The 24,899-nt window shown below is 68.2% G+C and carries 33 protein-coding genes; all 33 read right to left on the reverse strand.

Features of this window, described 5'->3' with window-relative positions; translation table 11 throughout:
* Positions 1–32: 32 nt before the first annotated feature.
* A complete protein-coding gene (locus tag S1361_RS06370; protein ID WP_208030851.1) occupies positions 33–272 on the reverse strand; it encodes a hypothetical protein in 240 nt (79 codons plus the stop codon).
* 9 nt (positions 273–281) lie between these two features.
* Positions 282–971, reverse strand: coding sequence for a glycine-rich domain-containing protein (locus tag S1361_RS06375; RefSeq protein WP_208030852.1), 690 nt, complete (start codon positions 969–971; stop codon positions 282–284).
* Positions 972–1,036: 65 nt separating this feature from the next.
* Complete coding sequence (locus S1361_RS06380) at positions 1,037–1,855, reverse strand: hypothetical protein (RefSeq protein WP_208030853.1); 819 nt, start codon at positions 1,853–1,855, stop codon at positions 1,037–1,039.
* 8 nt (positions 1,856–1,863) lie between these two features.
* Positions 1,864–2,940 carry a hypothetical protein gene (locus tag S1361_RS06385; RefSeq protein WP_208030854.1) on the reverse strand — a complete coding sequence of 359 codons (1,077 nt, stop codon included), beginning with the start codon at positions 2,938–2,940 and terminating at the stop codon, positions 1,864–1,866.
* Positions 2,941–2,950: 10 nt separating this feature from the next.
* Entirely contained in the window at positions 2,951–4,414 is a 1,464-nt protein-coding gene (locus tag S1361_RS06390; protein ID WP_208030855.1) for a hypothetical protein, read from the reverse strand.
* Positions 4,411–8,922: a phage tail tape measure protein gene (locus S1361_RS06395; protein WP_208030856.1), complete on the reverse strand. Its 4,512-nt coding sequence runs from the start codon at positions 8,920–8,922 to the stop codon at positions 4,411–4,413. The genes S1361_RS06390 and S1361_RS06395 overlap by 4 nt, the downstream gene beginning before the upstream one ends.
* A gap of 144 nt (positions 8,923–9,066) precedes the next feature.
* Positions 9,067–9,513: a phage tail assembly chaperone gene (locus S1361_RS06400; protein ID WP_208030857.1), complete on the reverse strand. Its 447-nt coding sequence runs from the start codon at positions 9,511–9,513 to the stop codon at positions 9,067–9,069.
* 7 nt (positions 9,514–9,520) lie between these two features.
* Positions 9,521–9,991 (reverse strand): hypothetical protein, encoded by a 471-nt coding sequence (locus tag S1361_RS39845; protein ID WP_208030858.1) that lies wholly within the window; start codon positions 9,989–9,991, stop codon positions 9,521–9,523.
* Positions 9,988–10,212, reverse strand: coding sequence for a hypothetical protein (locus tag S1361_RS06410; RefSeq protein ID WP_208030859.1), 225 nt, complete (start codon positions 10,210–10,212; stop codon positions 9,988–9,990). Before S1361_RS06410 ends, S1361_RS39845 begins: the two co-directional genes overlap by 4 nt.
* The gene (locus S1361_RS06415; RefSeq protein ID WP_208030860.1) at positions 10,209–10,688 is read right to left on the reverse strand and encodes a phage tail tube protein; all 480 of its coding nucleotides are present in this window, start codon (positions 10,686–10,688) and stop codon (positions 10,209–10,211) included. Before S1361_RS06415 ends, S1361_RS06410 begins: the two co-directional genes overlap by 4 nt.
* A 3-nt stretch (positions 10,689–10,691) precedes the next feature.
* Positions 10,692–10,970 carry a hypothetical protein gene (locus S1361_RS06420; protein ID WP_208030861.1) on the reverse strand — a complete coding sequence of 93 codons (279 nt, stop codon included), beginning with the start codon at positions 10,968–10,970 and terminating at the stop codon, positions 10,692–10,694.
* On the reverse strand, positions 10,967–11,305 hold the full coding sequence (locus tag S1361_RS06425; protein ID WP_208030862.1) for a hypothetical protein: 339 nt from the start codon (positions 11,303–11,305) through the stop codon (positions 10,967–10,969). The genes S1361_RS06420 and S1361_RS06425 overlap by 4 nt, the downstream gene beginning before the upstream one ends.
* 51 nt (positions 11,306–11,356) lie before the next feature.
* Entirely contained in the window at positions 11,357–11,818 is a 462-nt protein-coding gene (locus S1361_RS06430) for a hypothetical protein (protein WP_208030863.1), read from the reverse strand.
* On the reverse strand, positions 11,818–12,624 hold the full coding sequence (locus S1361_RS06435) for a head-tail connector protein (protein ID WP_208030864.1): 807 nt from the start codon (positions 12,622–12,624) through the stop codon (positions 11,818–11,820). The genes S1361_RS06430 and S1361_RS06435 overlap by 1 nt, the downstream gene beginning before the upstream one ends.
* A complete protein-coding gene (locus S1361_RS06440; protein WP_208030865.1) occupies positions 12,621–13,691 on the reverse strand; it encodes a hypothetical protein in 1,071 nt (356 codons plus the stop codon). The genes S1361_RS06435 and S1361_RS06440 overlap by 4 nt, the downstream gene beginning before the upstream one ends.
* Positions 13,692–13,711: 20 nt before the next feature.
* Positions 13,712–14,107 (reverse strand): phage tail fiber protein, encoded by a 396-nt coding sequence (locus S1361_RS40255; RefSeq protein WP_425086593.1) that lies wholly within the window; start codon positions 14,105–14,107, stop codon positions 13,712–13,714.
* 105 nt (positions 14,108–14,212) lie between these two features.
* A complete protein-coding gene (locus S1361_RS06450; protein WP_208030867.1) occupies positions 14,213–14,650 on the reverse strand; it encodes a hypothetical protein in 438 nt (145 codons plus the stop codon).
* A gap of 37 nt (positions 14,651–14,687) precedes the next feature.
* Positions 14,688–14,906, reverse strand: a complete 219-nt coding sequence (locus S1361_RS06455; protein ID WP_208030868.1) for a hypothetical protein — start codon at positions 14,904–14,906, stop codon at positions 14,688–14,690.
* Positions 14,907–14,978: 72 nt separating this feature from the next.
* Positions 14,979–16,241, reverse strand: coding sequence for a phage major capsid protein (locus S1361_RS06460; RefSeq protein ID WP_208030869.1), 1,263 nt, complete (start codon positions 16,239–16,241; stop codon positions 14,979–14,981).
* Between the two features lie 276 nt (positions 16,242–16,517).
* On the reverse strand, positions 16,518–17,234 hold the full coding sequence (locus S1361_RS06465; RefSeq protein WP_208030870.1) for an HK97 family phage prohead protease: 717 nt from the start codon (positions 17,232–17,234) through the stop codon (positions 16,518–16,520).
* The gene (locus S1361_RS06470) at positions 17,227–18,399 is read right to left on the reverse strand and encodes a phage portal protein (RefSeq protein WP_208030871.1); all 1,173 of its coding nucleotides are present in this window, start codon (positions 18,397–18,399) and stop codon (positions 17,227–17,229) included. The genes S1361_RS06465 and S1361_RS06470 overlap by 8 nt, the downstream gene beginning before the upstream one ends.
* Positions 18,400–18,638: 239 nt before the next feature.
* Positions 18,639–18,878: a hypothetical protein gene (locus S1361_RS06475; protein ID WP_208030872.1), complete on the reverse strand. Its 240-nt coding sequence runs from the start codon at positions 18,876–18,878 to the stop codon at positions 18,639–18,641.
* Between the two features lie 13 nt (positions 18,879–18,891).
* Entirely contained in the window at positions 18,892–20,421 is a 1,530-nt protein-coding gene (locus tag S1361_RS06480; protein ID WP_208030873.1) for a hypothetical protein, read from the reverse strand.
* A gap of 477 nt (positions 20,422–20,898) precedes the next feature.
* Positions 20,899–21,192: an HNH endonuclease gene (locus tag S1361_RS40260; protein WP_208030874.1), complete on the reverse strand. Its 294-nt coding sequence runs from the start codon at positions 21,190–21,192 to the stop codon at positions 20,899–20,901.
* A 101-nt stretch (positions 21,193–21,293) separates the two neighbouring features.
* Entirely contained in the window at positions 21,294–21,806 is a 513-nt protein-coding gene (locus S1361_RS06490; RefSeq protein ID WP_208030875.1) for a hypothetical protein, read from the reverse strand.
* 392 nt (positions 21,807–22,198) lie between these two features.
* Positions 22,199–22,423 carry a MerR family transcriptional regulator gene (locus tag S1361_RS06495; RefSeq protein ID WP_208030876.1) on the reverse strand — a complete coding sequence of 75 codons (225 nt, stop codon included), beginning with the start codon at positions 22,421–22,423 and terminating at the stop codon, positions 22,199–22,201.
* Between the two features lie 300 nt (positions 22,424–22,723).
* The gene (locus tag S1361_RS06500; RefSeq protein WP_208030877.1) at positions 22,724–22,981 is read right to left on the reverse strand and encodes a hypothetical protein; all 258 of its coding nucleotides are present in this window, start codon (positions 22,979–22,981) and stop codon (positions 22,724–22,726) included.
* Positions 22,982–22,983: 2 nt separating this feature from the next.
* Positions 22,984–23,286 carry a DUF7739 domain-containing protein gene (locus S1361_RS06505; protein ID WP_208030878.1) on the reverse strand — a complete coding sequence of 101 codons (303 nt, stop codon included), beginning with the start codon at positions 23,284–23,286 and terminating at the stop codon, positions 22,984–22,986.
* The gene (locus tag S1361_RS06510; RefSeq protein ID WP_208030879.1) at positions 23,286–23,510 is read right to left on the reverse strand and encodes a hypothetical protein; all 225 of its coding nucleotides are present in this window, start codon (positions 23,508–23,510) and stop codon (positions 23,286–23,288) included. Before S1361_RS06510 ends, S1361_RS06505 begins: the two co-directional genes overlap by 1 nt.
* A 22-nt stretch (positions 23,511–23,532) precedes the next feature.
* The gene (locus S1361_RS06515; RefSeq protein WP_208030880.1) at positions 23,533–23,748 is read right to left on the reverse strand and encodes a hypothetical protein; all 216 of its coding nucleotides are present in this window, start codon (positions 23,746–23,748) and stop codon (positions 23,533–23,535) included.
* 10 nt (positions 23,749–23,758) lie between these two features.
* The gene (locus tag S1361_RS06520) at positions 23,759–24,232 is read right to left on the reverse strand and encodes a DUF6197 family protein (RefSeq protein WP_208030881.1); all 474 of its coding nucleotides are present in this window, start codon (positions 24,230–24,232) and stop codon (positions 23,759–23,761) included.
* Positions 24,233–24,320: 88 nt separating this feature from the next.
* On the reverse strand, positions 24,321–24,488 hold the full coding sequence (locus S1361_RS06525) for a hypothetical protein (protein ID WP_208030882.1): 168 nt from the start codon (positions 24,486–24,488) through the stop codon (positions 24,321–24,323).
* A gap of 43 nt (positions 24,489–24,531) precedes the next feature.
* Positions 24,532–24,888: a hypothetical protein gene (locus S1361_RS06530; RefSeq protein ID WP_208030883.1), complete on the reverse strand. Its 357-nt coding sequence runs from the start codon at positions 24,886–24,888 to the stop codon at positions 24,532–24,534.
* Between the last annotated feature and the right edge of the window lie 11 nt (positions 24,889–24,899).

Below are 24,899 nucleotides of genomic sequence, written 5' to 3' on the forward strand. Positions count from 1 at the left end.
CGGAGGGGCTGCTGCCGGGCTGTAGTAGTCGGTCAGGACGGGGTCATGGCCCGGGTGGTGTAGGAGGTGTAGCCCTTGGTGCCGGTGACGCCGGCGAAGCGGGTGCGGAGGAGGTCGACGAGGGCCTGGAGGCAGGCGTCGCCTTCGTCCTCGTCGGAGGGGCCTTCGACGCTGATGTGCACCTGGAAGCTGGTGACGCTGTTGGCGTTGTAGCGGCCGTTGACGACCCAGGTGACGTCGCTGGTCGATGTCTGGGGCGGATCGAGGGGCATCGGGGCTCCTTATGCGGTGAAGGTGGTGACGATGACGATGCCGCTAGCGCCAGTGGATCCGGCTACCGCGGCCTGCGAGGCACCGTTGGCGGGACCGGAGGCGCCGCCGCCGTAGGGGTAACCGTTGAACCCGGTGGTCGTCGACGCGGCGACGCCGGATGCACGGCGGGCGCCGCCGAGGAAGGCGTAGCCGCCGTTGTTGTACTTGACGGGGACGCCGCCGATGACCTGGCCGTTGCCGCCGTCGCCGCCGGCAACGCGGAAGTCACCACCGGTGCCGCCGGTGCCGCCGTTGGGGGCGCCGATGGAGGTGGCGGCCGAGGCGGTTCCGCCTGCTGATCCGCCGCCTCCGTTGCAGGTGATGAGCGCGCCGAAGGTGGATTGCCCGCCGTCGCCGCCAGCATTTGCCCCGGCTGAGCCGGGCGTGCCTCCGGCGCCTACGATGACGGAGACGCCGGCACCGGTCGCGGCCGGGGTGAACCAGCCTTCGGCGTACTCGCCGCCGGCGCCGCCCGGGGCGCAGGCGGCCTGTCCTGCGCCGGTCGCCGCCACTCCCCCGGATCCGCCGCCTGCGGCCTGCACCTGGACGAAGATGCGGATGGCGTTTGCGGGGCGTGTCCATGTGCCGCTGGAGGTGAAGATCTGCCGGTCGATGTTGCCGAAGATGATGTTGTCGGCTGTGGTGGCGAGCGTCTGCATGTGTTCCCAGATCCGGGTGTGGTCCGTGCTCTGGGGATAGGTGATGCCCTTGGAGGTGTTGGCGGTCATGACGAGGTGCGCCTCCAGGAGATCGTTACGGTGAAGGCGGCGGACCAGGAGCTGCGTCCGGCGAGGTGGATGTACGGGTCGTCGCTGCTGATGCTGATGCCGATGCCGCCGCGGGTGCCGTCGATCAGTGCCTGGCCCCACGAGGTGGGCAGCGTGAACGTGGTGGAGTCGCCGATCTTCAGGCTGGGCCCGCTGGTCGACTCGTTCAGGGTCGGCGCCCCGCCGGGCCGGGTCGTCTGGGAGACAAGCCGGAGCGTTGCCGAGCGAGCGGAATAGTCACCAGCGGACAGCCGCTTGATCTTCACGGTCGCCTTGGTGCAGGTGGCGCCCGACAAGGTGTGCGGCTTGGAGCCGTAGAAGGCGACGCCCGTGTTGCGGCCGTAAGAGGAGCCGCCGTAGCGGCCCTGGTACAGGTCGAAGCTGTTGACGGGGTCGCCGTCGGAGCGCCAAGAGCCGTCCCGGTAGCAGGCGGTGGCCACGGGGACGCACGTCAGCGTGCCGGTCGTCGTCGTGGGTTTGGGCGGCGGCGGCTTGTCCCCGGTGTCGACAGGGGGGGTGTTGTCCACGGGGGTTGGCGTCGTCGGCGTGGTCGTCGGGGCGGGCGGGACGACATTGATGACGTAGTACGTGCTGCCTAGGCGGGCGAGCAGCAGGACGTTGCCGACTGCGACGGTCAGAGTGGTGGCCACCCGGGCTGTCACCTGGATGCCGCCCACCATGACCAAGCAGGCGTTGCCGGACACGGTGGATACGGCCGTGCCGCGGAGGGTGCCCGTACCAGCGAGAGAGACACGGGTGCCGGCGAGGCTGGCCATCGCACCTCCTATAGAACGCGGATGGTGAGGGTCTGCTCGCCTGGGGAGTACGGCAGAGTCATCGACTCGATGACACAGAGCGCTTGGGTGAGGCCGGCGCCGGTGACGGAGAGGATGTCGCCGGGGACGAGGCCGGGGTGGGGCACCATGGTCACGCCGAGTTTCCGGAAGGCCTGCCGACGTAGCAGCTTGAGCTGTGCGGAGGCGGCTGTGCGGCATTGGGAGACTGTCGTGAGCAGACTGGACTGGTAGGTGTAGGGGACGGGGAGCGGGCTGAAAGGGCCGCCGTATCGGTACGGGGAGTCGCCCGCGCCGTCGTAGGCGACGCCCTGCAGTTGGTTGCCGGTGGAGTCCTCGCCTTGGGCGACGACGACGTTGAAGGCGCCTTCTCTGCTGGTGGCTCCCTGCCAGCGGACGACGGTGCCGGTGGCCCGGTCATCGGTGATCTCCAGGAGCGGGGCGCCGAAGTCGCTGACGGGCTCGACGAGCAGGTAGCCGTCCGCGGTCACACTGGCTTCGGCGCCCCAGGCGTTGAGGACTTCGGTGACGGCGGCGAGCCGGTCGTTGTCCCACTGCATGCCGAGCGGCACCGAACGGTCGGTGAGGCCACCGTCGAACGACACGGTGAGGGCTGGCTCGACGAGGCCGCGGATGACGGTGCCGAGCGTGTCGCTGGTGCTGGGCTGGTACGGGCTGATGAGTTTGGCCTCGTCAATGAGGGTGAGCAGGCCCTGGCAGGTGACAGAGACGGTTTCGCCGTCGGTACCGGACTCGGTGACGAGGAACCAGCCCCGGTTGATCCATTCGAACTGGCCGCCGACGTCGACGCCGTAGTCGATGCGGAGCTGCTGCCCGTAGGCGGCGAGGGGGTGCTCGGGGTCGGTGCCGGGGTCCCAGTCGAAGCCGCCTTCCCGGCGCGGGATCGTGAGGCTGATCTGTTCGGGGACGGCGAGGGAGCGGTCGCGGCTCTCGGAGCCGTCGGCTATGGGGATGTTGTCGGCGATGAGCTGGCCGTCGAGCCAGGATTCGGCGCGCATGGCCATGGTGTAGCTGCCCTGCACGACAGCGAGCGCAGTTGTCGACATATCGAGCATGTCAAGGTCCGAAGTCGTGCTGGGCGAGGCTCAGGAGTGTGCCGGGGAAGGCGTTGGCGATGTCCTGGAGCGTGGAGAAGTTGTTCGCGATGTCCTGCAGTGTGAATCCGGCCGCCTCCATCACGTCCGGCCAGTCGTCGCTCTTGACGAGGTTCAGCTGGAACCAGCGGTAGGTGTCGTACCAGTTGGGGTCTTCGCTGTCGTCGATGAGCGCGTAGGTGCCGTCGAGTCGCGGCAGCGATGTCTGCCGGCGCAGCAGAATGGTGCCCTCGGTGGCGTGATCGAGGATCTCGTTGAGGGCGTCGCCGGCCTCGTCGGTCTCCGTGCGGACGGTGATGGTCGCGGAGGGGGCCGACCGGGGCCGGCCCACGACCACGATGCGTCCGTTGATGTTGAAGCTGCTGCTGTCGCGGTCGCGTTTCCATCCGAGCGGCGACTCCACTTTGACGGCGGCGCCGACGCCTCGGATGGCGTCGGAGATGACGTCGCTGGTCACGGTGGATGTGAGTGACGACGAGTAGATGGTCCATTGGGCGCCGTTGACGTCGGTGAGGACGGCGGCATAGGTCAGGCTGACCCCGAATGGCTGCTCGGCGTCGACGCGCAGCAGCGACGCCTGCCCGGTGACGTCGACGTTGCTGGCTGCTCGCACAGCTGTGAGGTCGGTGCCGACCTGCCGATACAGAGTGGCGGTGACGATGTCGTCTCCGGTGAGCCCGGTCGCAGACACGAGGTTCCGCGGCGGGAAGACGGACTGTGCGCTGGCGGTGATGTCCGTCGACGCCTCCCGGACGCGCAGCACCCCGGCGATGCCGGTGGATGCGCTGGCCAAGGTGGCGGTGAGGGTGGGGCCGAGCGTGGCGGTGCCGGACGAGACGGAGGCTGTCGCCAGGGCCACGGTGCCTCCGTTTCCGGTGGCGACTGCGGTGTCTGCTCGCTCAGTCACGGCTCCGAAAGTGACACCGCTGACGGAGATGGCCTCTGCGGTGTAACTGTCGGCGTTCGATGCGACGCCGTAGCCGATGACAGCCCAGTCCCCTGACCTCCAGGTCAGGGCTGTGGTGCCGGTGGCGGAGAAGCCGGTGCCGCTGGTCTGGTCGTCGCCGAAGCTGACTGCCCAGCGCCAGCCGGTGCCAGCGGTCCGAGACAGGCTGACGATGCGGCCGGTGATGATGGAGCCGGCCGACCCTGAGGGTATGGCGGTGGTGGGGTTGGCGTCTCCCCCGACGAGCACGCGCACGAACCAGGTGAGGCGTCGTGGTCCGGTGGAGGCGCCGAAGACGCCGCCTCCACCGGATGTACTTCCCGCAAGCGTCCACCCGGAGGGGGTCGAGGGGATGTTGTCGTTCGGATGCCCGGAGACCACCTGCAAGATGGCCAGGTGCCCGGCTGTACCAGCCACCACGGGTGTGATGGTGTCGGTGTGGCTGACCTGGGCTCCGGTGCTGCCGAACGAGATGGTCACCTCAGCCTCCTCCCTACCCGCGCCAGGTAGGCCTGCCGATCCTCGGACGCCTTGATCTTCGGCCGGACCTGCACGTCGATGAGGTTCCGCAGGCGATCGTCGTTGAAATGGACGTGGACCTCCGGACCCAGTTCCGCGGCCAGGGACTCCAGAGCGGCGGCGAGCCGCTCCCACACCTGATCGTCGTGCGGCGCGGGCCTCCTGCGGGGGGTGGTGGGGACATAGCGGCGGGTCTTGTAGGCGTCGGTGGCGCTGCCGGCGAGCCGCTGGGCTGCGGCGCCGACGAGGTGACCGTGCAGATCGATTCCCTCGGCCATGCCTAGGACGACGTTCTTTCCGACCTCGTCGCGGAAGACACCCGATGGGCTCTTGATCTTCAGCGCTTTCTTGATCTCCTTGATCAAGTCCTTGGCTAGCTTCGCCATCTGCTTGCCGAGCGCCTTCTCCTGCGCCTTCAGGCCGGCGAGGAAGCCCTTTCCGGCGTCCTTGCCGCTGTCGTACATCATGTCGGCCATGTCGCGACCGAAGGACGTCGCGAGCTTGCCGCCCGAGCTGATCAGCTTGTTCAGCTTGGCGATGTCGCCCGTGGTGACATTCTTCTGGCCGAGGATGGTCGCGAGCTGGCTGCCCGGACCGGCATCGGACAACTGCTGCAGCAGCGCCTTCGACGCCCCACGCGCCTTCAGGGACTTCGTGAGGGCCACGAAGTTGGAGGCGGTCTTCTGCTGGCCCCCCATCTGGGAGATGAGGTCGCCGACATTCGTCGCGGACGTCCCCGAGATGCTGAGGAAGTCCCGGATGTTCCCGGCCTGATCGGCGGCGTACTGGTTGGCCTCCGCGATGCGCTTCTGGATGTCGGCGCGCCTTGTGGAGAGCCTCTGCAGCTTGGCGCCCTGCTTCTGCACGCGTGCCGCGGTGCGGCCGTAGCCGGCGTTCAGCAGCTTCGTGGCCAGGCTCTTGATGGCCGAGCCGATGGCCGACGCCGTGCCGGTGGCGAGAGTCTTCTCCAAGCCGGTCTTGATGCTGTTGGCGATGGTGTTCTTCGCCGACCGTTTCGCGTTGCGGAGGGCGATCTCGGCGGCCTGCAGCTCCTTCTCTGCGGCCTTGAGACGCTTCTCTGCCGCGGCGACGCCCTTGTGCCTGCGCTTGGCCCTGGCAAGGTCGTCCTTGGCGTCCTCCACCTTCTGCCGGGCCCGGCGCTGCCGGTCCGCGGCGTTCTCGATGGTGCCGGAGGCGTACCCGGGCAGTTTGATGCCGTGGGCCTTGGCGAATGCCATGGACTGCGGGTGACTGAGGACGTCCTCACCGCCCTTGAAGTTCACCAGCTCCGGGCCGCGCTCGCCGACCCAGGCAAGGCCCGGGGCGGCGCCGCCGGTGCCCTTCGCGTACCAGTGCGGCGACCTCGCGAGCCACTGCGAGTAGGCGTGCAGCGGGCTTCCGTAGCGCTCGGCGATGTAGTTCAGGCCCCACTTGATCTGCGTGGCCGCGTTGGTCCGCCAGTCGGAGCCGGCCGAGGCCATCTTCGAGGCGGGCAGCGACTGCGGGATGCCGTAGGCGCCGGACGCCTTGTTCAGCGCTCGCTCGTTCCAGCCGGACTCACCGTTCCACAGTGCTCGCAGGGCGATCCACTGCTGCCCGGACCATCCGCGGCCAGCCGCGAGCATCTGCCCGATCTTCTGGTTGGCCGAGGAACTGCCACCGCTACCACCGAGCCCGAGCAGGCCGAGGAAGTCCCCGCCGAGGGAACCCAACGCTTTCAGTGCCTTCCCAGGCAGTTCGCTGACCTTGACGAGCCCCTTCTTCACGATCGACCCGAGGGCCTTGGGCAGGCTGCCGAAGACCTTCTTGGCGATTGCCGTGCCCGACGTCTTCGCCATGCCCTTCATGAGGCCGCTGACGAGGTGACCGCCGATGCCCATGAATACGCGGCTTGGTGAGCGGATACCGAAGAAGTGCTTGACCGCCCCCACGACCGGGTCGATCAGGTTCGTCTTGATCCATCCACCGATGCCCTCGACGCCCGAGACGATGCCGTCCTTTAGTCCAGAGATCAGGTGCTTGCCCTTAGACCACAGCCAGCTACCAGCATTCTTGAAGGCGTCTACGGCCGGTCGGCCGACGTTGCGCCATGCCCAGCCTCCGATGCCCTTGGCTGCGGAGAGCACGCCGTTCTTCATGCCGCCGACGAGCTGCTTGCCTCGGGACCACAGCCAGGAACCGGCACGAGCGAACGTGGTCACCTGGGGCGCCACGACGTTCCTGTAGATCCAGCCCCCGATGCCTTTGGCGCCCGCAACGACGCCGTTCTTCAGGCCGACGACGAAGGCTCGACCTTTAGACCACAGCCAGCTACCGACGCCCTTGAAGGCGTCTACGGCTGGCCGCCCGACGTTACGCCAAGCCCAGCCTGCAATACCCCGGGCTGCGGAGACCACGCCGTCCTTGAGGCCGACGACGATGGCCTTGCCCTTGGTCCACAGCCACGAGCCCGCTCGGGCGAACGGCTTGACCAGCCAGCCGATCACGCGGCCGATGTACTCGCCGATCTTCGTTCCGAAGGACAGGATGCCTCGACCCAGGCCCTGGATCATGCGCAGTCCTGCGGCGGCCATACGGCCGGCGTAGCCCAGGATGTTCAGGGCCATCTTCCCGGCCCACTCGTCGATCTTGCCAGCAGCCTGAGGGAAGACCTTGGTGAAGCCCTTGACGATGCCGTCCCACACGGCCCGCCCGAACCGGGCGAGCGGCTTGAGGATGGTCTTCATCAGACCCTTCTCGACAGTCCCGCCCAGACCCTCGATGCCGCGCAGGATCGGCGAGAAGATCTTGAGGATGGGGATCTTGCTGAACAGCTTCCCCAGCACCCCGGCGATGCGTCCGATCGGGATCACCGAGAAGACAGCGATGATCGCGTCGAGCCAGTGCTTCTTCCAGAAGTCGAGGGAGAACAGCGGCTTGAACAGGTCATTGATGAAGCCGATCGCGAACGGGATCGCCTGGCCGCCCACGCCCTTACCAACATTCACCCAGTCGATGCCCGCGAGGATTCCAGCGAACTTCTTCGTCATGTCGGCCGCGTGCTGACCGACCCAGCCGATTGCATCGGACAGGCCCTTGCCAAGGATGCTGCCGAGGTTTCCCCAGTCGATGTCCTTGACGCCGCCAGCGATGGCGTCATGGATGGACCGGCCGATGTCCGCGGCGTGCCCCTTCGACACCATCACGGGCGCCTTGTCGATGCTGGGGACGGCGACGTTCTTCACGTTGTTACCGGACAGGCCGGCGAGGAAGTCGGAGACGGCCGTCTTTGCTTCACCGAACTGGCGCTTGATGTCTCCGACAGGAACGATGTCGCCCAGGCGGCTCTTGATGTTTTGCGCTGCTGGAACCCCGCGCTCGTTGACCCAGCTCGCGAAACCGCCGACGGCTGTCGTCACCCCAGACAGCGCCTTGGTCGCGACGGTGAGGACGCCACTGTCGCCGATGGCGATCATCAGTCCTTCCCAGGCGTTCTTCAACCTGGTGATCTCACCGCGCCAGCCCTTCATCTGAATCTTTGAGATGCGGTCGGCGGTGCCGCCGGAGTTCTCCAGCTCTTTGGTGAGGCCGACGAGCTTGTCCGACCCCTGCTGGATCAGTGCGGCCATACCGGGGCCAGCTCGCTGCCCGAAGATCGTCATGATCTGGCCGGTTGTTGCTCCGTGCTTCGCCAAATCCTGCACGATCTCGTTGAGCGGGCGCAGCTTGCCGTCCGCCGTCGACACCTTGACACCCAGGTCGTCCAGCGTCTCCGTGATCTTGTTGGTGGGTGACAGGAGCCGCGTCACCGCGCCGCGCAGCGCGGTACCGGCCATGGACGCCTTGATGCCGGCGTTGCCCATGAGGGCCATCGAGGCAACCGTCTCCTCGAACTTCAGCCCGGCGGTGTGTGCGATGGGGCCGGCGTACTTGAACGCCTCACCGAGATCGTCCACCGAGGTGTTGGCCTTGACGGACGCTTTCACCATGGCGTCGATGGCGTGCGGCATCTGCTTGACGGTCATGCCGTAGCCGGTCATGACCGACGTGGAGATCTCCGCAGAGCGAGTCAGGTCCAGCTGCTCGCTGGACGCCAACGCCAGCACCGACGGCATCGAGCCGTAGATCTGGTTGACGTTCAGGCCGGCCGTGGCGAGCTGCGCCATGGCGTCCGCGGACTGGGAGGCGCTGTACTGGGTGCTGCGTCCGAGATCCTTGGCCTGGTCACGCAGCTTCTTCAGCTGGGAACCCGTCGCGCCACTGAGGGCCTCGACGCGGTTCATGTTCTTCTCGAAGTCGCCCGCCATCTGCACGACGCTCGCGCCGAGCCCGGCTGTGGCGATCGCACCGATGGTCAGGCCCTTCTTGAGGGCCGCGCCCACCCGCTCGGACGTGGTCTGCAGACGCTGCGCGGACCGGCCGACGTTGTTGAACACGCGGGACGCGTTGTCGCGGGCGATGAGCCGGTAGACGACAGCAGTGGACGCCATGGCCGCCTCCCCTCACATTGCGGGCGAGTCAGGGCCAGTTGCGGCTGCTGCGCTTCTCTTCTTCGACCTCGGCGACTTCGCGTTCCTCGGCTTCAATGCGGTAGAAGATCTCCCACTCGGTCAGTTCCCTAGAGGAGATGCGCCTCAGTAGCTCTGCGACGGTGCATCCGAGGTCTCGGGCGAGGACGAAGTAGAAGCGGCGTCCTCGCTCGCCGTCACGGAGTTTCCCTCCATCTGCTCGGCCTCCTCGTCACTGAGCCCAGAGAGCCGGGACGCGACGTCGAAGAGCCGGTCGAGGGTGCGGCCGTTCTTCATGCCGAGCAGGCCAGCGTCCTGGTCAGTGAACAGGCGGTCGCCGTTCTCGTCGATCAGGCACTTCACGAGCAGGCCCGCCCTCATGTTCTCGGAGAGGATGACGAGTTCCTGCTGCGGAGTGCCGGCGTTGCGGATCTGCCGACGGGAGGCCTCGTAGGCGTCGCGCTCCTCGCCGGTCAGCCCGCGGACGATGACCTCGCCGCCCCACTCGGGAACGTCGACCTTCTCGGTCAGGAGGTCGTTGACGCCGAGGATGGCGTCGCGGTTGAGGGCCATGGTGCTCCTAGGAAATGTCTCGGGTGATGCCGTCGAGCACGCGGTTGACAGCTCGGCGGGAGGCGGCGCCGGCGGGCCGGACCACCTTGTAGAAGTAGGGGCGTGAAGTCTGGGTGACCCAGACCTCACGGTTACCGAAGACGGGGTGACGCCAGCGCTTCTTGCCTTCGGCCATAGACGGCAGGGATCGCATGTGGGTGGGCATCTTGCGGCCGTCCACACGGATCGACACGTTCGCATCCTTGCCAGTCGTGCGGACCTCGACCCGGACGGCCTTCGCCATCTGGGCGCGCAAGCCCTCGGGGCTGTAGCCCCGCTTGGACGGGATGTTCCGGATGGACTCCCGGACGAGCGGCACCAGCGGCTTGGCCACAGCCCGCAGCTCCTTCCGGAACCGCTTCTTGAGCTCCGGGTTGTCCAGCCGCCGCAACTGGGCGCTGATGCGTCGAAGCTCCTCGCCCGTGCGGATCTCGATCACAGCGCACCTTCCTCCGTGTACGGGATGTAGATGCGGTGCCGGGCTACGCCGCTACCATCGGACAGGCGGCGCCCCGCGCTATTGGTGGCATGGAACGCGACGTACAGGCCGTAGGTGCTGAACTCCAGCGACTCGACCAGCTTGGGATCAAGTTCCAGGTGCTCGCAGATGGCCATGACGGTGTGCCGGGATACAGAGTCGGGTACGTGCGGGAGACTCACGGGATGGTGACGTTCTCGGCCGGGATCTTGGTGATGGCGAACTGGAACGTCATGGCGGCCGGGTTCTCGACGTCGCGGCTCTTGGGGACGCCGGTGACCTTGACGGGGAAGACGTCCATCTTCTGCCCGGTGATGTCGCCCTCCGGGAAGATGACGATGTAGCCGGCAGTGTCCCGCGGCATCAGCGTGCGGGCGTCCGACGATGTCGACGACGCGTACATCGTGATGCTGGAGTCGTCGGCGGTGATCCGGCCAGGGATCTTGCCGGTGAAGCGAGAACCGAGGTCGGGGGTGTCCTGCTGGTCGCTGTTGGTGGCGAACCCGGACACTGCGGAGATCTCTGCGGTCAGGTCGCTGCCGGCGTTGAGCTCCGCGCGGGTCGGCGACTGGTAGTTCGAGATGGACGCGACCCAGTAGTAGCGGGTCGTGCCCGGCGGGATGTACCGGCTGGTTGCGGCAATCGGCGTGGCGACCATGTCTCAGCTCTCCTCGTCCTTCTTGGGGGCCGCCTTGGTGCGCGACCGCGCCGGCCTGTCGGTGGGTTCATCCGCCGGCTGTGGCTGCTCCGGCTCGTCGGTGGTCTGCTTATCGGCCGACTCCTCGGCTGCGGCCTTCGCCCTTGCGGCCCGCTCGTCGAGTTCCTCCTGCGGTACCAGCTGCCAGCCCGCGGCCGTGTAGTGCGGCATCGCGTCCTTGGGGACCACGATTTCCTGATCGGCGGGCAGGGTCGGGTGTCGCATGGTGATCGTCTGGTTCACGGGACCCTCACCACCGCTACGGAGACGCCGCTGGTCACGGAGTAGGTGATGGTGGCTAGCCCCGTCGTCGGGTCCGCGTACAGGTTGTAGATCAGCGGAATGACCCCGATGCCCGTGTTCGCGGCGACGCTGAACGTCGAGTCCGCCACGGCGAGGCGGCCGTCGATTTGCCCCGGTGTCGTCAGCGTCACCGTGCATGCGCTGGCGTTGGTGTTCTTGACGTAGAGGAACGTGCCGGAGCCGCAGGCGGCGGTGTCGCCGTTTGTGGCTGCCACGGGCAGTGAGCCGATGTCGAGCCCCGCATTGGGCACGACGTTGGTGACGAGCGCGGTCATCCGCGGTCTCTCCTTCTGACTGGCCCAACGGGCGAGATGTCGGCGCCTCGGTCAGGCGCCGGAGTAGGCGTCGCAAGACACCTCGAAGACGACGACAGCCTGCGCACCCTGCTGCGTCAGCTCCTGTGAGAGGCTGTGCGAGGCGACCATCGCTCTCATCACCGCGCCTCGCAGTCGACGATCCTGGGCGATAGCTGCCCCGGCCTCCGTCAGCAGCTCGTAGGCGCGGCGACGGGCCCCCGATAGATCGTCCGTGCCGCGCAGGACCGCCGCAGCACAGCGGATCGTGAACTGCTCCCGGTCCGCTGCACCGCCGAGGCCCTCCGTCAGCAGCGTGGACTCCGCGTCCGAGTCGTCCTCGCCGCCTGTCCAACCCACCGTCAGAACCTCCTGCAGTGTCTGCTGGGAGGTCGTCGGTCCGTCGAGGATCTTCACCTTGGCGAGGCCAGGCCATGCAGCGAACGCCACGACGAGTCCCTCGATCGCGGCAGGCACCTTCGAGGACCACGGCATCACGCCACCCCCGGCAGCTGCGGGCCGAGCAGCTCCAGGGCGCGGCGCGGTATCGCGAAACCGCGGCCAGCCGACCAGTTGTCGGAGTCGCCTCCGAGCTGAACGCCCATGGCGCCGCGCTGCGTCTCCCACAGATGCTGAATGATGATCAGCGCCGCGAGACGGTAGCTCTCTGGGATGACGGCCTCACCCGCCTGGTACGTGAAGTCCACGGCCCCCGCGAGCAACGCCCCAGACGTGACCGTCAGCAGCCCCGTCCCTTGGTCGACCCGCAGGTTCATCGGGTCCCACGCGGCCGAGCCATCCGCGGCGGCGACCGACGTCAGGGACAGCACCGGTACCTGCCGGAGCAGCACCTCCCTGGTCCGGCCGACCTGCTGCCGCTCCACAACCGTGCGCCGCACTACGACCCGGCCGAGCGCTTGCTCCACCGCGCTCGTCGCCGCCCCGATAAAGCCGCGCAACTCATCGTCGTCCGCGGTCTCCGTTGGGCCCATGTTCAGCTGGGCGCGCGCATCCGCCAGCGACACGATGCCGACCGGAACCGCGGGCCGCACATCGAAGACGTCCGCATACGCGGTCGTCGGATTCGAGGTGACCAGCCGCCACGCGTGACGGCCGACCTGCGTTGTGACGTAGTCGATCCGCAGCTTGCCCGCGGTGGTCGACGGCAGCGGAACGGCCGGGGTGAGCGTGCTGCCGTCGGGGAGGGTGAGCGTGAGCGTCGCTGACGACGGGTCCGTCAACGTTCCGGCCGCGTCGCGGACATCGACAGCGATCTGCTGCACGGCGCCGAGGTCAATCACGTGGAGCCTCCCGACGCCGTAGGAACCAGAACCTTGCCGCTCGATGCCGTCGGAGCACTCCCTGCGCCCGCACCCGCATTCGGCGAAGCCGTCACGCCAGGTCCCGACGTCCCCCGAACCGCCGCGGACGCCACCGATCCCGCGGCCAACAGTGCGACTCCCGCAGCCACAGCGCCGACGCCGTACCTGCCCCGAATGCCGCCCGCAGACAAGCCGGCAAAGCCTGCCAGTGACGCGCCGTCGGTGAATCCCGCCGTCCCGGATGCCGACAGGCCTGCCGCAGCCGAGGCGGGTGCGACCCCCACCGCGGCGACCGCCCCTGCAGCGGAGATTGCAGCGGTCACGGCACTGGACGCCGCCGCGGAAGCGTTGCGCGTGCCACCCGCGGTGAGCGTTGCGGTCACCGATTCGGAGGCCGACCCGCCTGCGGCCAGTTGACCTGCCGCCGAGAGTCCCGCCGTGGCCGCCTGGGCAGCGCCGCTGGCGGTGGCGCGCAGGCCTGACGCGGACAGTGTTGCGGTGCTGGACAGTGCTGCGTCGCCGGTGACGCCGGAGGTGACATCCGCCGCGGTGAAGTCATCGAAACGGAGCAGGTTCGTCGACTCGGCGCGGAGCCCGACGCTGGTACCGGTCGTGACGGCGGTATCGGTCACCGTGACGCGTGCGACGCCGTTGACGAACCCTTTGATCGTCGAGCCGACCGCCTGGATCTTCGCGACGTCACCAGCGACGGCTGCCCCGGAGAAGGAGCCGATGGAGGTGAAGCTGCCGCCCACGTTCGAGAAGAGAACCCACGACGTGCCGTCATTCCGCCACAGATAGCCGCTGGTGAAGGCCGTGTTGCCGCGGCACCAGACACCGTGGCTGACAGCTCCGGTGGCGGCGATCGTCACCTGCGCGGAGTGATCGTTGGTGGCCATCGCGGTCGCGGCACGGATGATGATCGTGCCGCCCGCAGTCCCCGACGAGAGCTGGTTGGAGACGATTGTCCAGAGGCCGGTCAAGTCAACCCAGTTGGCTCCCGGGGCGCCGTTCGCCCTGTTGAAGTCGTCGGTGAAGGTCGTCACGAGCCCTCCCCGTCAGGGCGTCAGCTCGCCTGCGGGCTGAGGCTCACACCGAGCGTGTTCAGCGTGAAAGTGTCGCCCGACGCCCACGCCTTCGACGCCGACAACGCCACGGAGAACAGGAAAGTCCCCGCGCTGCTGGCCGTCCACACCGAGATGTCCGTGAGCGTCTCCGACGTGCCACCGTTCGTCCACGGGCCCACCGCCCCCGACAGGGCGAGCGCCGACCCGGACGACGAGGCAGAGAACGTCGCCTGGATCCTGGTCGTCGAACCCGCGCTGATCGCCGTTGTGCCCGCGGCACCCGGGTTGGCGGTGTGCAGCTGGACGTAGGTCGACACCGGGCCGAACGCTGCGCCTGCACTCCGCAATGTGTTCAGCCAGTTCGACACCAGCGTGGTGCTCAGCCCCTCAGCCATCGGTCGACTCCTCCTCGCAAGGCTCGTCGGCCTCCGATTGCTGGCCGCCAGCGGGAACGACTTCCCCGCTGGCCTCCACCGTCAGGACGAAGGACTGAGCTTCCATCACGCCCCCTTGCTGCTCTCAGAGGGCTTCGCCCGGGTGCTGCGGCGCGGCTTCGACTCGGCCGCCGATGCCGACGGCTTCTCAGCCTGCGCCTGCTCCACGTCCTGGGTGACCTCGTGCGGCGGGTGCTGGTCGTCGGCGCGGGCGGCCACGTCCCGGTTCTCCGGCTCGGCGGCGACCATCGCCACATCCTTCTGGCCCTGCACCACGGGGTCCCGGCCGCCGTCCTTGGGCAGGTAGGCGTCACCGACCGGCCCGTCGAAGGTCGGCACGCCACGCTTCTCCGCGTCGCCCGGGACCGCCCTCTCGACGTCCCGGTCCTTGTCGCCGACCGGCTCCGCGATGCCGGATGCGCACAGCGACGCCCCTTCCTCGTCGGAGACGTCGAAGGCTTCGCCGCGCTTGGGCCACGGCTGGCCGTCACGCGAGCCGGACACGTCGGTCATCATGCGAACACGCATCGATCTGCCTCTCTCAGTTGGCGATGATCCCGGCGTCGCGCAGGGCCGCCGTCAGGGCGTTGATGCGCTGCACGAGCGTGGCGAAGTTGTTGTTGATCGTTGACTGGGTGGGGGTGCTGGTGACGTCGACCGTCCCCGCAGCGGGTGTGCCCGCGGCGCTCGTCAGATCGGCCAGACTGGCTCGAACTGCCAGTGCGCCGTCCGTCCCGAGGACTTGCTGCCCCTTGGTCATGGACTTCTCCTGTGGTGTGACTGACGGCCGGGGAGCGAACCGACAGGCCGCTCCCCGGTGATGCGCCGCGGCCTACGCTGCGTTGCCGGCGTAGTACTTCACGGCGCCCGTGAGGTCGACGAGAGAGCAGTCGGCGCGCAGCAGGGCCCGGAAGGTGACCAGGTCCGTGTTGAACGCGTAGTCGTCAGACCGCTCGAAGCGGACGCCGCCCGCGAAGCGGACGAAGAACTGGCTGAAGTCGCCGAACAGGACCGACTTGGCGGACAGGCCGACAGCCGGCACGTTCGGGTCGGTCAGGACCGGCTTGCCGAGGAGCAGGTCGGGGGCCCCGGCCTGCAGGGACGGCTGCCATATGTACTGGCCGGTGGTGTCCTTCAGCTTGCGGGCGGCACCGACGGTCGCATCCCGCATGATCCACTTGCAGGATGCGGACGCCCGGTACGGCGCGATGACCGAGTAGAACAGGTCGATCATGTTGTCGCCGGAGAAGCCGCCCGTGACACCGGACTGCCCGGTCACGCCGAGCGTGGCGTCGGTGAGGATGCCCCGCGGCTGGCCGGTACCGGTACCTGCGATGGCGTGCGCACCGAACGCGTTACCCAGCGCGCGACCGGCCTGCATGGCGAGGTAGCCCTCCAGGTCGACGCCGGTGTCGTCGAGGAGTTCGCGCGACACCTGGATCATCGTGCCGTACTTGTAGGCACCGAGAGGTACCTGCCCGAACGCCGGGTCAGAGACGCCGATCGCGTTGCCCTCGGTAACGATCGCCGCCGAGCTGTGCGCGGTCGTCTTCGGGACCTGGATGACCTCACCCGAGTTGGTGTTCAGGATCGTCGCACCCGCCTGCATGATCGCCGACACCTCAATAAGGTGCGCGATCAGCCGGTCGTAGAAGCCGGTCGGAACCGTGTTGCCGCCCGCGGTCGCCGTGCCCTTCACCAGCGTCCGGTAGTCGACCGGCCCGTCCGGAGTCACGTCGAAGAACCGGCCCCGCTCACCGCGCAGGAACGACCGCAGCTCCTCGCTGTTGCCGCCCTGCGCCGCGGGCTGCTCGCCGCGGCGCTCCACCTGACCACCGCCGGAGCCCCCCGAGCGCTGGCCGCCGCCGTGCAGCCTCTCGAAGGCCTCGTCGGCGTCCTTCGCCCGCTGCTCGGTGTCCAGCGCCGCCTTGATGCGCTGGTCAAGCTTGTCGAGCTCCTCGTTCATCACGTCCCACTGGCCCTGCTCCTCGGCCGTGAGATTGCGGTTTTCCTCCGTGCTGCGGTCGGCGATCGTCTTCATCTGCTCCCAGACCTGGGCGCGCCGCTCACGAAGCCTCTGAACCATTTCCGACATGGGTGTGGACTCCTCGTCCGCTCGAAATCGATCTCGAACGGGGAGCCCGCGCGGTCCCGCACCCTGGTGGATGCCTGCGGCCGGCGCCTTTTCGCTACCGGCGGTCCGCTGATCGCTGCCTCGTGTCGCACGCTGGCCCGTTGTGTGCTTCACCGCACCCAGAGCGGACACCGACCGGGAGAGCCCAAGTCGACGCCGTGGCAGTGCGGCTACGCGGTCCAAGAACGGCGTACCGCCCCCATGAAACGGGGGTCTTAGGGGGGTCTGAGGCGAGGCTCAGACGTAGGGGTCTTCACGGCGGGCCAGCAGAGCGGCTGCAGCGGCGTGACCCGCCATGCCGCGACGCACCTTCTTCGGCTGCGGCCCATCGGTGCGGACGAAGAACTTGCGCAGCTCGTCCTGCTCAGCCAGCGACCGCACCTCCTCTAGGGGCGCGTCGAACTTGTGCGCCAGCGAGCGCAGGCCCGCAGTGCTGTCCGCATAGGCCGGGGTGTTCACCGGGGCCACATCAACCAACTGCACGCCCGTCAGGCGGCGCAGCGGGTAACCCTGCTCGGTCGTCGACCAGTCGTCGGCGACCGTGCGGAATGCGAACGACGACTTACGGACGTCACCGCGCTCCACGAGCTCCACCACGTGCGCCATCGCGGCCGGCGGGAGCACGTCGTAGGACAGCCCGTAGGCATCCAGGCTCATCCGAAGAGTTCCGGCCGCCGTCGTGCCCAGCAGCTGGTTGTCGTCGTGGTTGTAGCGGGCGATGACCTCGGGCCACCCGTCGCCGCGGGACTGGTTGAAGGCGATCGGGTCGACGATCTCGACGAAGCCGCCCAGGTTGCGGGATTGACGGTTGAAGACTGCGGCGTAGCCGCCGATGCGCTTCTGCCCCTGGTCGGCGCGCAGTTCTGCCTTGCCGGTATCGCCGGAGGTGTACCGGCGCTCGATTTCCACGGTGCTGCCTCCTACGGCGGTCCGGGTGATGTTGCGATCAGGCACGGTCGCGTTCCTCACGGACGAGACGCAGCCTGGGATCCTCTGTGCTGCGGATCGATGGCGGACTGATCGACACGCCGGCTGCGATCGGCAAGGGGGTGTAGTCCCGTCCTTGGTCGTCCGGCAGCGGCGGCATGTTCTCCTTGTTGCGGATCTCGTCGATGTTCGCGCCGCCGATGAGCCGCTGCTTCTCATAGATCGACCAGCGGGTCAGCGGGTCCAGGCGGATCAGGGCGTCAGCGTCGAACTTCACGCACTGGCCGCGCGGAATCAGCATGGACAGATGAGACTCCAGCGTGCTCATCCACGGCAGCAGCGTCAGCTGGATCAACTCGATCTCCCGCTGCTCGGGTGAGCTGTACGACATGCTGCCGCCGGTCTCGCCGCCGATCAGCTCCGGCGGCACCCCGTAGATCGCCGCCAGCTGCGTGGCGCCAAGCTTCAGCGTGGAGATGAACTGCGCCTCGTAAGCGGGCACGGTGATGGGGTTGTAGTCCCAGTCTTTGCCATAGACGATCGGCTGCCGGGTCCGGATAGCCTCCATCAGGCGGGCCTTGATGACTGCGGAGTCCGCCTGGTCTACCGTCTGGGTGGTGTTCTTGAAGGTGCCCGGCGGAACCCCGCCCGTCGAGTGCCACGCCTCCATGTACTCCTGCGCGGCCAGATTCGTCCTCGCCATCGAGGCGAACGCGCCGATCGGCGACAGGCCCAGCACCTTGCCCGGCAGCGTGAACCACGGAATGTGAACGATGTCCGTGCGGTCCACACGGTTGCCGAGCACGTACCAGATCGGATTGACAAAGGACCCCTCGCCGGAGGGAGCCGAGTCGACGACCTGCACCCAGTCCATCGGCAGCCACTCAACCATCACCGGATAGCCGAGGTAGTCCCGGGCCGTGACGTAGCCGACCGCGTTCCCCCGGTACACCATCGATAGAACAGCCCGCTTGATCCAGTCGTGCAAGTTGCCCTGCACCGATGGGTTCGCGAACAAGCTCGACAGCGGCAGCTGCTGAACCGAGCCGCTGGACTCCCGGAACTGTCGCAGCGGTGCCGCCGCGATGTTCGACGACAGCAGCCGCCCTGCCGCATACACGGGGGCCAGGCGAAGCACCCGGTCCACACCGACCGAGCCGTTGCCTCCCCCGCCGCCCTGCGCCCAGGGCACCGAGTCGATAGAGCGCTGCTCGGTCCGTGACCGCGTCTCCACCCCAACAACCCAGGCACCGAGTTGCCGAAATCCATGAGCCACAAAGCCGAGCCGACGACCCCATGTAGCGCGGGCGGTCGCCCGCCAACTGCTCGTGGAACGACCGCGGGCTTCCATCCACACGTCACCCACAAGTACCGGCCCCGCGTTCTCCGCTGGCCGGCTCGAAGCGCGACGGAACCAACGTCGAATGCCCATCACGCCTCCCACCAGCCGCTGTCATCAGGCTCGTAGCCGGCGATCCAGAAGCCGACTCGCTCACGGCCTCGCCGGACAGCGTCCAGGTACGCCCAGCGCCACCGCCGGTACAGGGACGGTCGCGGCGGCGACGGCGGCGGCGTCATGCCATCCGGCAGCGGCAGCCCTGCATCCAGCAGCTGCTGCCCCGAGACCGGAACGCAGTGGCCGATCTTCTTCACTTGCAGGTGCTCAGACATGGAGCACGCCCTCCTAGAAGATCGATTGCAGGACGTCGTATTGGGATCCCTCAAGCAGGTGCGAGCGGGTCACGTAGGACCAGCGAGCCAGCGTCATTGCCACCAGCGGGCTGATGTCGCCCTGCACACCCTTCGTCGTCCAGGCGATCGTGTCGCCCGTCGCCCGCGTCTTCGCCGACGCCACCGCCACATCCAGCTGCCTGTTCGGCACGACCCGGAAGCTTTCCTCGCGTACCGCCTCCAACAGCTGGCCGGCCGCTGCGGCCATGTCCACCGCGTTCGTCACAGCCAGATCGCCTGGCTGCGGCGCCTCAGGATCCTCCGGTCGATGAAAGTCCGCGGCGTCCAGCGCCGTCTCCAAGAACGCGAACGTGCCTCGCCCCATCGCGACCGAGATGGGGCCGAGCGCCTCTCGCAGCTCGATCAGCCGCGGCACCAGCCACTTCGTGCCCGGCCGGTAGTCCGCCAGTTGCGTGTGCCCCAGCCCGTCCCCACGGACCCCGTACACACACACCGCCGCATAGTCACGCAGCGGCGACACGTCCACACCGATCGCCACCCCGCAGTCGCGGTCCCGCTCCGACTCCGGATCCGCCAGCCGCGCCCAGGCCGCCGCGTCAATGACGGCGTTCCCCTCGCTCTTCCGCGGCCACACCCCGAGCCGCTCCCGCGCAAACCCGGCGTCACCCATGCTGCGGCGCTCTCGCAGCACCGCCTCTTCCGACAGGCGGTAGCCAAGCGCCGGATTCGACGCCGCCCACAGACGCCGGTCGTCCAGGTCGATCGCGTCGAGGTGGTCGAGGTCGCCCTCGATCCCCCAGTCCCGCCAGCCGAACGAGTCGTCGCCGCCAGCCTCCGCGCGGGCATGCAGCGCGAACATCACCTCGCCCGAGCCGTCGTCCCCGTCCAGCGGCGGCGACGAGGTGTAGACGATCTGCGGGTTCGGGCGGGCCGACATCGTCGGCATCAGCGCATCCTGCTGCAGCAGCGTATACGCGAACGCCTCGTCGATGATGTTGCAGTCACCCGAGAAGCCGCGCCCCGAGCCCTTCGACCGGGCGATGAACTTGACCCTCGCGCCGGTGTCGAGCCGCTCGAAGCTCTCTTCACCATTGGTGTTGATGACCTTGATGTGGACGCCGTCGACGTCGATCAGGTTCTCCGACAGCGGCTCGCCCAGGCCCTTCAGCAGAGCCTTGAACCGACGGAAGCCCTCCATCGCCGTCTTGTATTCGTGGGCGCTCCACATGATGAGGCGCTCGTCGAGAAGGAACAGGCCCGCCAGAGCGCGGGCTTCAAGGATCGCACCCTTGCCGTTCTGCCTCGCGACGATCTCGCCGTATTCGAAGCAGGCCCATTTGCCGTCCTCCCGCACGGACAGCATCAGCCGGATCGAATCCGCCTGCCACGGATCCAGCACCAAGCCGGCCCGGCGCGCCAACTCCACCGCCTCATCGCCGAGCGAGTAGGCCGCCGGTGGGACGCACTCAACCCTGGGCCTGGCCGCGCCGTGCAGCGATTCGCGCCGAGAGATCCGCGACACCCGAACCCCCCGCCTTCGCCGCCGGCTTCCCCACGGGGGCCGCCGACCCCTTCTGCGCCTGCCGAATCTCCGCCACAAGACCCCGAAGAGCCGTCGCCTGCTGCCGAGCCTCGGCGAGAAGAGGCCCGATCGCCGGAGATTCACCCGAGTCTTCTCCGTCGTCCGCCTTGACCGGAGAACAGACCCGCGCCAGAATCGCGTTGAGCCAATCGAGCCGGTCAGCGAGACGGCAAGCTTCCTCCAACAGCACCAAGTGCGCCGGAGTCAGAGAGCCAGAGCCCGTCATCTCCCGCCAGAGCCGAGAGCCGCGAGGACCAAGTCCCGTCGGCCGCTTCGTGGCCATGATCCCCCCCGGTACCAAGATCGAACCCCTCGAACTTTTTCTTCGGGGGGAGATTTTTTTGAAGGGGGCGCGGGGTCAAAGCAAGATCAAATCAAAAAACGGACATTCCCCCCACGCTGGCGCGTTTCCGCAGGTCAGAGGCTTGTCGCCTCGACCGATACCCATCGCCTCGGCCTCCGCCGGGGCTCCCGCGGCTCCGCCCGCCGGCCGTTGCACCGGCGGTGGGCCAGCCGGCAGTTCGCCCGGTCCAGAGGCGCCCCGCCGTGCGACAGCTGGACGATGTGGTCCACCGTCCGGCTCATCGGGTGCGTTCGAGGCAGTGCCTGGTCCACCCACTGGCCGCAGATCCAGCAGTGCGACTCCTCGGCGAACACCCTTGCCCGCATCGCAGCCCACGCAGTGCCCGAGCGTCCCTTGCTGTAGGCCATGGCACCTCCACACCCAGGCGGTACGGGTAGGGCAGGGGCGGGCAGGGCAGGCGGTGCATACCCCACCGTGCTCGGCCTACAGGGTCTGAGTGAGGCAGGAGCTACTGCTGCACTGTGCCGTCCAGGGCCTTGGCCACCAGTGGGGCTAGGCGCTTGCTGTCCGTGCGGGCTGCTGTGCTGGTGGTGGGGAGGCTGACTGCCCAGGTATCCCCGGTGACAGCGATACCACCCATGCTCTTGGAGAGCTCCACCCATGACGTCAACGCTTCACGGTTCGGGAACATGTTGATCCCGGCGTCACCCGGTGCGGGCTGGCCGGCCTTGTCGCTGACGGTGAAGTCGTAGGAGCTGCCACCGACCTCGCTTATGTAGGTGTCCTCGCTGCTCTTGTGCAGCATCGACACCGTCATGCCGTGGGTCTGCAGCGCATCGGCGATCTGCTGGGCCGAGCTGTAGTGACGGCTGCCATCGGCCAGGGTGGGTGAAGCGGTGGCCGCAGCGCTCGGCCTGGCATCGACGGTCCTCGTCTTCTCCGGGCCGATCACCGCCCAGCCTGCCGCGCCGATGACGATCCCGATAGCGCCGGCCAGAGCCGCCGTCACAGTGGTGCGCATGAGTCCCCCGCAGTGGAGCTGATAGTGCGCGGATCGTCGCACCAGCCCCGGGTGACAGCAACCAGAACGGGTAAAGTCCCGCCGTCCGGGACGGAGGCGGGCGGCGGGACGTATCAGGGCTAGGCCCCGTAGCGGGGGTCGATGCCGATGTCCCCGCGAGCCAGCCGCTCAGGCTGACGGCAGACGTCCCAGTCGCAAGGCGTACCCGGTTCCGTGTGCCAGCACTGCACCGGCGGATCGTCCTCGTTGTCCGAGCAGGGAGCCTCACCGCATTTGCAGCACTGTTCTCCGACGCATCCGCAGCAACGGTCTGAGAGTTCGTCGTAAGCCACGGCCGCCTCCCAGCACTGCGAGTCCCGCCGTCCGGGACGGAGAGCGGACGACGGGACGCATCAGGCGGCCTTGGGGCGGCCGGGCTTCACCTGGGCGGCTGCCTTGATGGTGGGCAGGTGGTAGAGCGGCCGATCGTCGTCGAGCCGCACCCGTTCGATCTTGCCTCTGGTCTCCCAGACGCGGATGGTGCCGGGCTTCACACCGGCTACGCGGGCGGCTTCCCAGATGTCACCGAGGTCCCGCTGGTAGAGCTCGTACAGCTCGGGGTTTGGGAAGGTCGGCACGGCCACCTCCCCGGTACGCGAGAGCCCCCGCCGGCTCGTTCACGGCGGGGGTTCTGGAGTGCTCTTGTGATGGGTGTTCCACCATCAATTCCGGAGGTTACAGTTTCAACGAGCAGCTAGCAAGTAGGTGCTACTAGTCGTCCTCGCATTCGCAGTCCTCGGGGAGCTGCTGGCAGTAGGGGCAGCGCCAGCAGTCGCATCCGCAGACGTGGCAGCCGCCGCAGGCACATTGGCACATGCCCTCTCCACACGCTTCGGGCTCCTCGTAGTCGTCCTCAACGGCGTTGGCCTCATCGGTGTTCACTGGGTCCTCCGATTGAACTTCTGGTTGGCTGTCGTCTCGACCGGCATATCGATGCCGCCAGCCTTCATCGCGCCTTCGAGCGCGGCCTGGGCACCACTCTCCTGCCAGGCGGCGGCGACGCGCGGGTCGGCGAAGTGGAGCCGCAGCACGCCGTCGTCGAGGGTGGGTGTGGCGTGGGCGAGGAGCATGCCGGTGACGTGCCGGCGGCGGTCGGCGGCGGCCACGATCCGCGGCCACCAGACGGGGATCGGCATGGTCAGGTCCATTCCCAGTTCTGGCGGGCTCGGGCGGCCCGGTGGGCGGCGTCGCCGATCTCCGCGGCGAGGCTGCCCCAGTCGGCGGGCATGAGCCGGTGCCGGGCGGCCTTGTGGAGGAGGTCGCCTATGCGGCTGGCTTCGCGGGGCGGGATGCTGGCGACGTCGGCGAAGGAGCCGTCGAACAGGTCGGCGAGCTCCCTCCACTCGCTGCTGTTCAGGGTGTTGGCGAGGTGCTGGCCGAGGTTGGAGATGGTGAGGGCGGACCGGGGGCCGCGCGCTCCGTGGCTGATGCTGATTCCCATCAAGACGCCCCGTTCCGTTGCTTCCATGCTTCGTACTTGCCTTCGGCGTCGGCGCGGGCTGCCTGCTCGGTGGCTGCGGGATCGGATGTGACGATGGGTCGTCCAGTGGCGTCTTCGACGATGGCGGCAATCCAGGGGACACCGGGGGCTGTGGGGTCGTCGAGGTGGTGTGCGACTTGTTGGTAGGCGTCCCAGGCGTGGCCTTGCTGCAGGGTGACGGCCATGTGTTCTTCCTTTCGGTGGGCGTCAGACCCTTGTCGGCACGTGGCGCTGGTCGGGGTCGTGTTCGGCGTGGAAAGAGGCGGCGAGCATGGCGCCGGTCCCACTGTTGTAGGGCGTCTTTTGGAGTTCGGGGCATCCGGAACAGACGACCCGGAACGCGTTCGCGGCGTGATCTGCTTGGGCGTAGACGAACGAGCCGTCGGGCATTTCGAGGATCTTGCTGATGCGTTCGAAGGCCATGTCGGGCTCCTTACCGGTTGCGGTCGCTGGCGAGTTGGGCGGCGCGGCCGAGGGCGAGGAGGACGGGCCGCGGGCTGGTCTGGCGGTCGTTCCAGCTGGGGACGGTGTCGTCGGCGCCGCCGAACTCGCGCCGGATGACGTCGAGGAGGAGCGTGCACGCGTCGTCGGCCAGACGCCGGCTGCTGGCTTCGGCGCGGATGGCGCCGACGAGGCAGCGGCGGCCGTCCTCGTCTCGGCAGGCGCCAGTCGCCCAGCCGTCGGTCTCGATGCGGACGGCGGCCCGGTGGAGGAGCGCGGCGAGCGGGGTGCGATACGGGCCGGGGGCGGCCGGGGGCCGGGTGTCGACGGGGAGGCGGATGACGTCGGCGAGGTCGAGCGGTGTGGTGGCGATGCGGGCATCGATGGCGAGGGGTGCGAGCGCGAGCCGCTCGTCGAAGGTGAGGGCCCGGGGCGGCCTTGTCGTGGGGGCAGTGGTCGTGGTCATGTGGGTCTGCTCTCTGCGCGGTGACGTGTGGATGGGTGGCGGGGCGCCCCTGGGTTGCTGGCAGGCTTCGAGGGGCGCCCCGGCGGCACTACTTGCTGCTGGCGTAGGTGGTCTTCGCCATGACGCGGCTCATGGCGACGATGTCGGCGTCGTTGCCGCTCTGGGTGATCTCGATCGTGATCTGGTTGATGGTGTCGTCGTCGCCGCACTTCCAGGCGTCGGTGAAGCGGCGGACGGCGTCGGACTGCGTGGTCATGAGCTCTCCTTGGTGGTTGGTGGGTCGGGTTGTCGGGTTGCGGCTATCGGCGGCTGCCGGCCTTGGCGCGGTCGCCGCCGCGGAGCCGGTCGAGGACGCCCTGCGAGGTGGGGCCGGTAACCTGCGGGCCGGGGCTGCCGATCTCGCGCATCTCCGGCTTCCGCTCGTAGACGGTCCCCTCCTGGGCGAGGAGGCCCTCGGCGGAGAGGTGGCCGGTCATCCAGTTGCCGGTGATCGGGGACCGCCAGTCGAAGGTGTGGGCGGCGTACAGTTCGTCGGCCTCGTAGGGCGCGATGTTCTTCGCGGTCTTACGGATGGTGTAGACGGTCGTGCCCTTGCGGATGAAGCGGTTGAGGTCCTTGGCGCCCTTCTTGGTGGGCTCCCAGCTGCGTCCGGCCATGAGTGATCTCC

The organism is Streptomyces cyanogenus (assembly GCF_017526105.1).
Taxonomy (GTDB): Bacteria; Actinomycetota; Actinomycetes; order Streptomycetales; family Streptomycetaceae; genus Streptomyces; species Streptomyces cyanogenus.

Bases quoted from the DNA above. Each gene is read 5' to 3' on its own strand.
- S1361_RS06370 (WP_208030851.1), bottom strand. From the start codon at position 272: ATGCCCCTCGATCCGCCCCAGACATCGACCAGCGACGTCACCTGGGTC.
- S1361_RS06375 (WP_208030852.1), bottom strand. From the start codon at position 971: ATGCAGACGCTCGCCACCACAGCCGACAACATCATCTTCGGCAACATC.
- S1361_RS06380 (WP_208030853.1), bottom strand. From the start codon at position 1,855: ATGGCCAGCCTCGCCGGCACCCGTGTCTCTCTCGCTGGTACGGGCACC.
- S1361_RS06385 (WP_208030854.1), bottom strand. From the start codon at position 2,940: ATGTCGACAACTGCGCTCGCTGTCGTGCAGGGCAGCTACACCATGGCC.
- S1361_RS06395 (WP_208030856.1), bottom strand. From the start codon at position 8,922: ATGGCGTCCACTGCTGTCGTCTACCGGCTCATCGCCCGCGACAACGCG.
- S1361_RS06400 (WP_208030857.1), bottom strand. From the start codon at position 9,513: ATGGCCCTCAACCGCGACGCCATCCTCGGCGTCAACGACCTCCTGACC.
- S1361_RS06415 (WP_208030860.1), bottom strand. From the start codon at position 10,688: ATGGTCGCCACGCCGATTGCCGCAACCAGCCGGTACATCCCGCCGGGC.
- S1361_RS06425 (WP_208030862.1), bottom strand. From the start codon at position 11,305: ATGACCGCGCTCGTCACCAACGTCGTGCCCAATGCGGGGCTCGACATC.
- S1361_RS06430 (WP_208030863.1), bottom strand. From the start codon at position 11,818: ATGCCGTGGTCCTCGAAGGTGCCTGCCGCGATCGAGGGACTCGTCGTG.
- S1361_RS40255 (WP_425086593.1), bottom strand. From the start codon at position 14,107: ATGGCTGAGGGGCTGAGCACCACGCTGGTGTCGAACTGGCTGAACACA.
- S1361_RS06455 (WP_208030868.1), bottom strand. From the start codon at position 14,906: ATGACCAAGGGGCAGCAAGTCCTCGGGACGGACGGCGCACTGGCAGTT.
- S1361_RS06460 (WP_208030869.1), bottom strand. From the start codon at position 16,241: ATGTCGGAAATGGTTCAGAGGCTTCGTGAGCGGCGCGCCCAGGTCTGG.
- S1361_RS06475 (WP_208030872.1), bottom strand. From the start codon at position 18,878: ATGTCTGAGCACCTGCAAGTGAAGAAGATCGGCCACTGCGTTCCGGTC.
- S1361_RS40260 (WP_208030874.1), bottom strand. From the start codon at position 21,192: ATGGCCTACAGCAAGGGACGCTCGGGCACTGCGTGGGCTGCGATGCGG.
- S1361_RS06490 (WP_208030875.1), bottom strand. From the start codon at position 21,806: ATGCGCACCACTGTGACGGCGGCTCTGGCCGGCGCTATCGGGATCGTC.
- S1361_RS06500 (WP_208030877.1), bottom strand. From the start codon at position 22,981: ATGCCGATCCCCGTCTGGTGGCCGCGGATCGTGGCCGCCGCCGACCGC.
- S1361_RS06505 (WP_208030878.1), bottom strand. From the start codon at position 23,286: ATGGGAATCAGCATCAGCCACGGAGCGCGCGGCCCCCGGTCCGCCCTC.
- S1361_RS06510 (WP_208030879.1), bottom strand. From the start codon at position 23,510: ATGGCCGTCACCCTGCAGCAAGGCCACGCCTGGGACGCCTACCAACAA.
- S1361_RS06515 (WP_208030880.1), bottom strand. From the start codon at position 23,748: ATGGCCTTCGAACGCATCAGCAAGATCCTCGAAATGCCCGACGGCTCG.
- S1361_RS06520 (WP_208030881.1), bottom strand. From the start codon at position 24,232: ATGACCACGACCACTGCCCCCACGACAAGGCCGCCCCGGGCCCTCACC.
- S1361_RS06525 (WP_208030882.1), bottom strand. From the start codon at position 24,488: ATGACCACGCAGTCCGACGCCGTCCGCCGCTTCACCGACGCCTGGAAG.
- S1361_RS06530 (WP_208030883.1), bottom strand. From the start codon at position 24,888: ATGGCCGGACGCAGCTGGGAGCCCACCAAGAAGGGCGCCAAGGACCTC.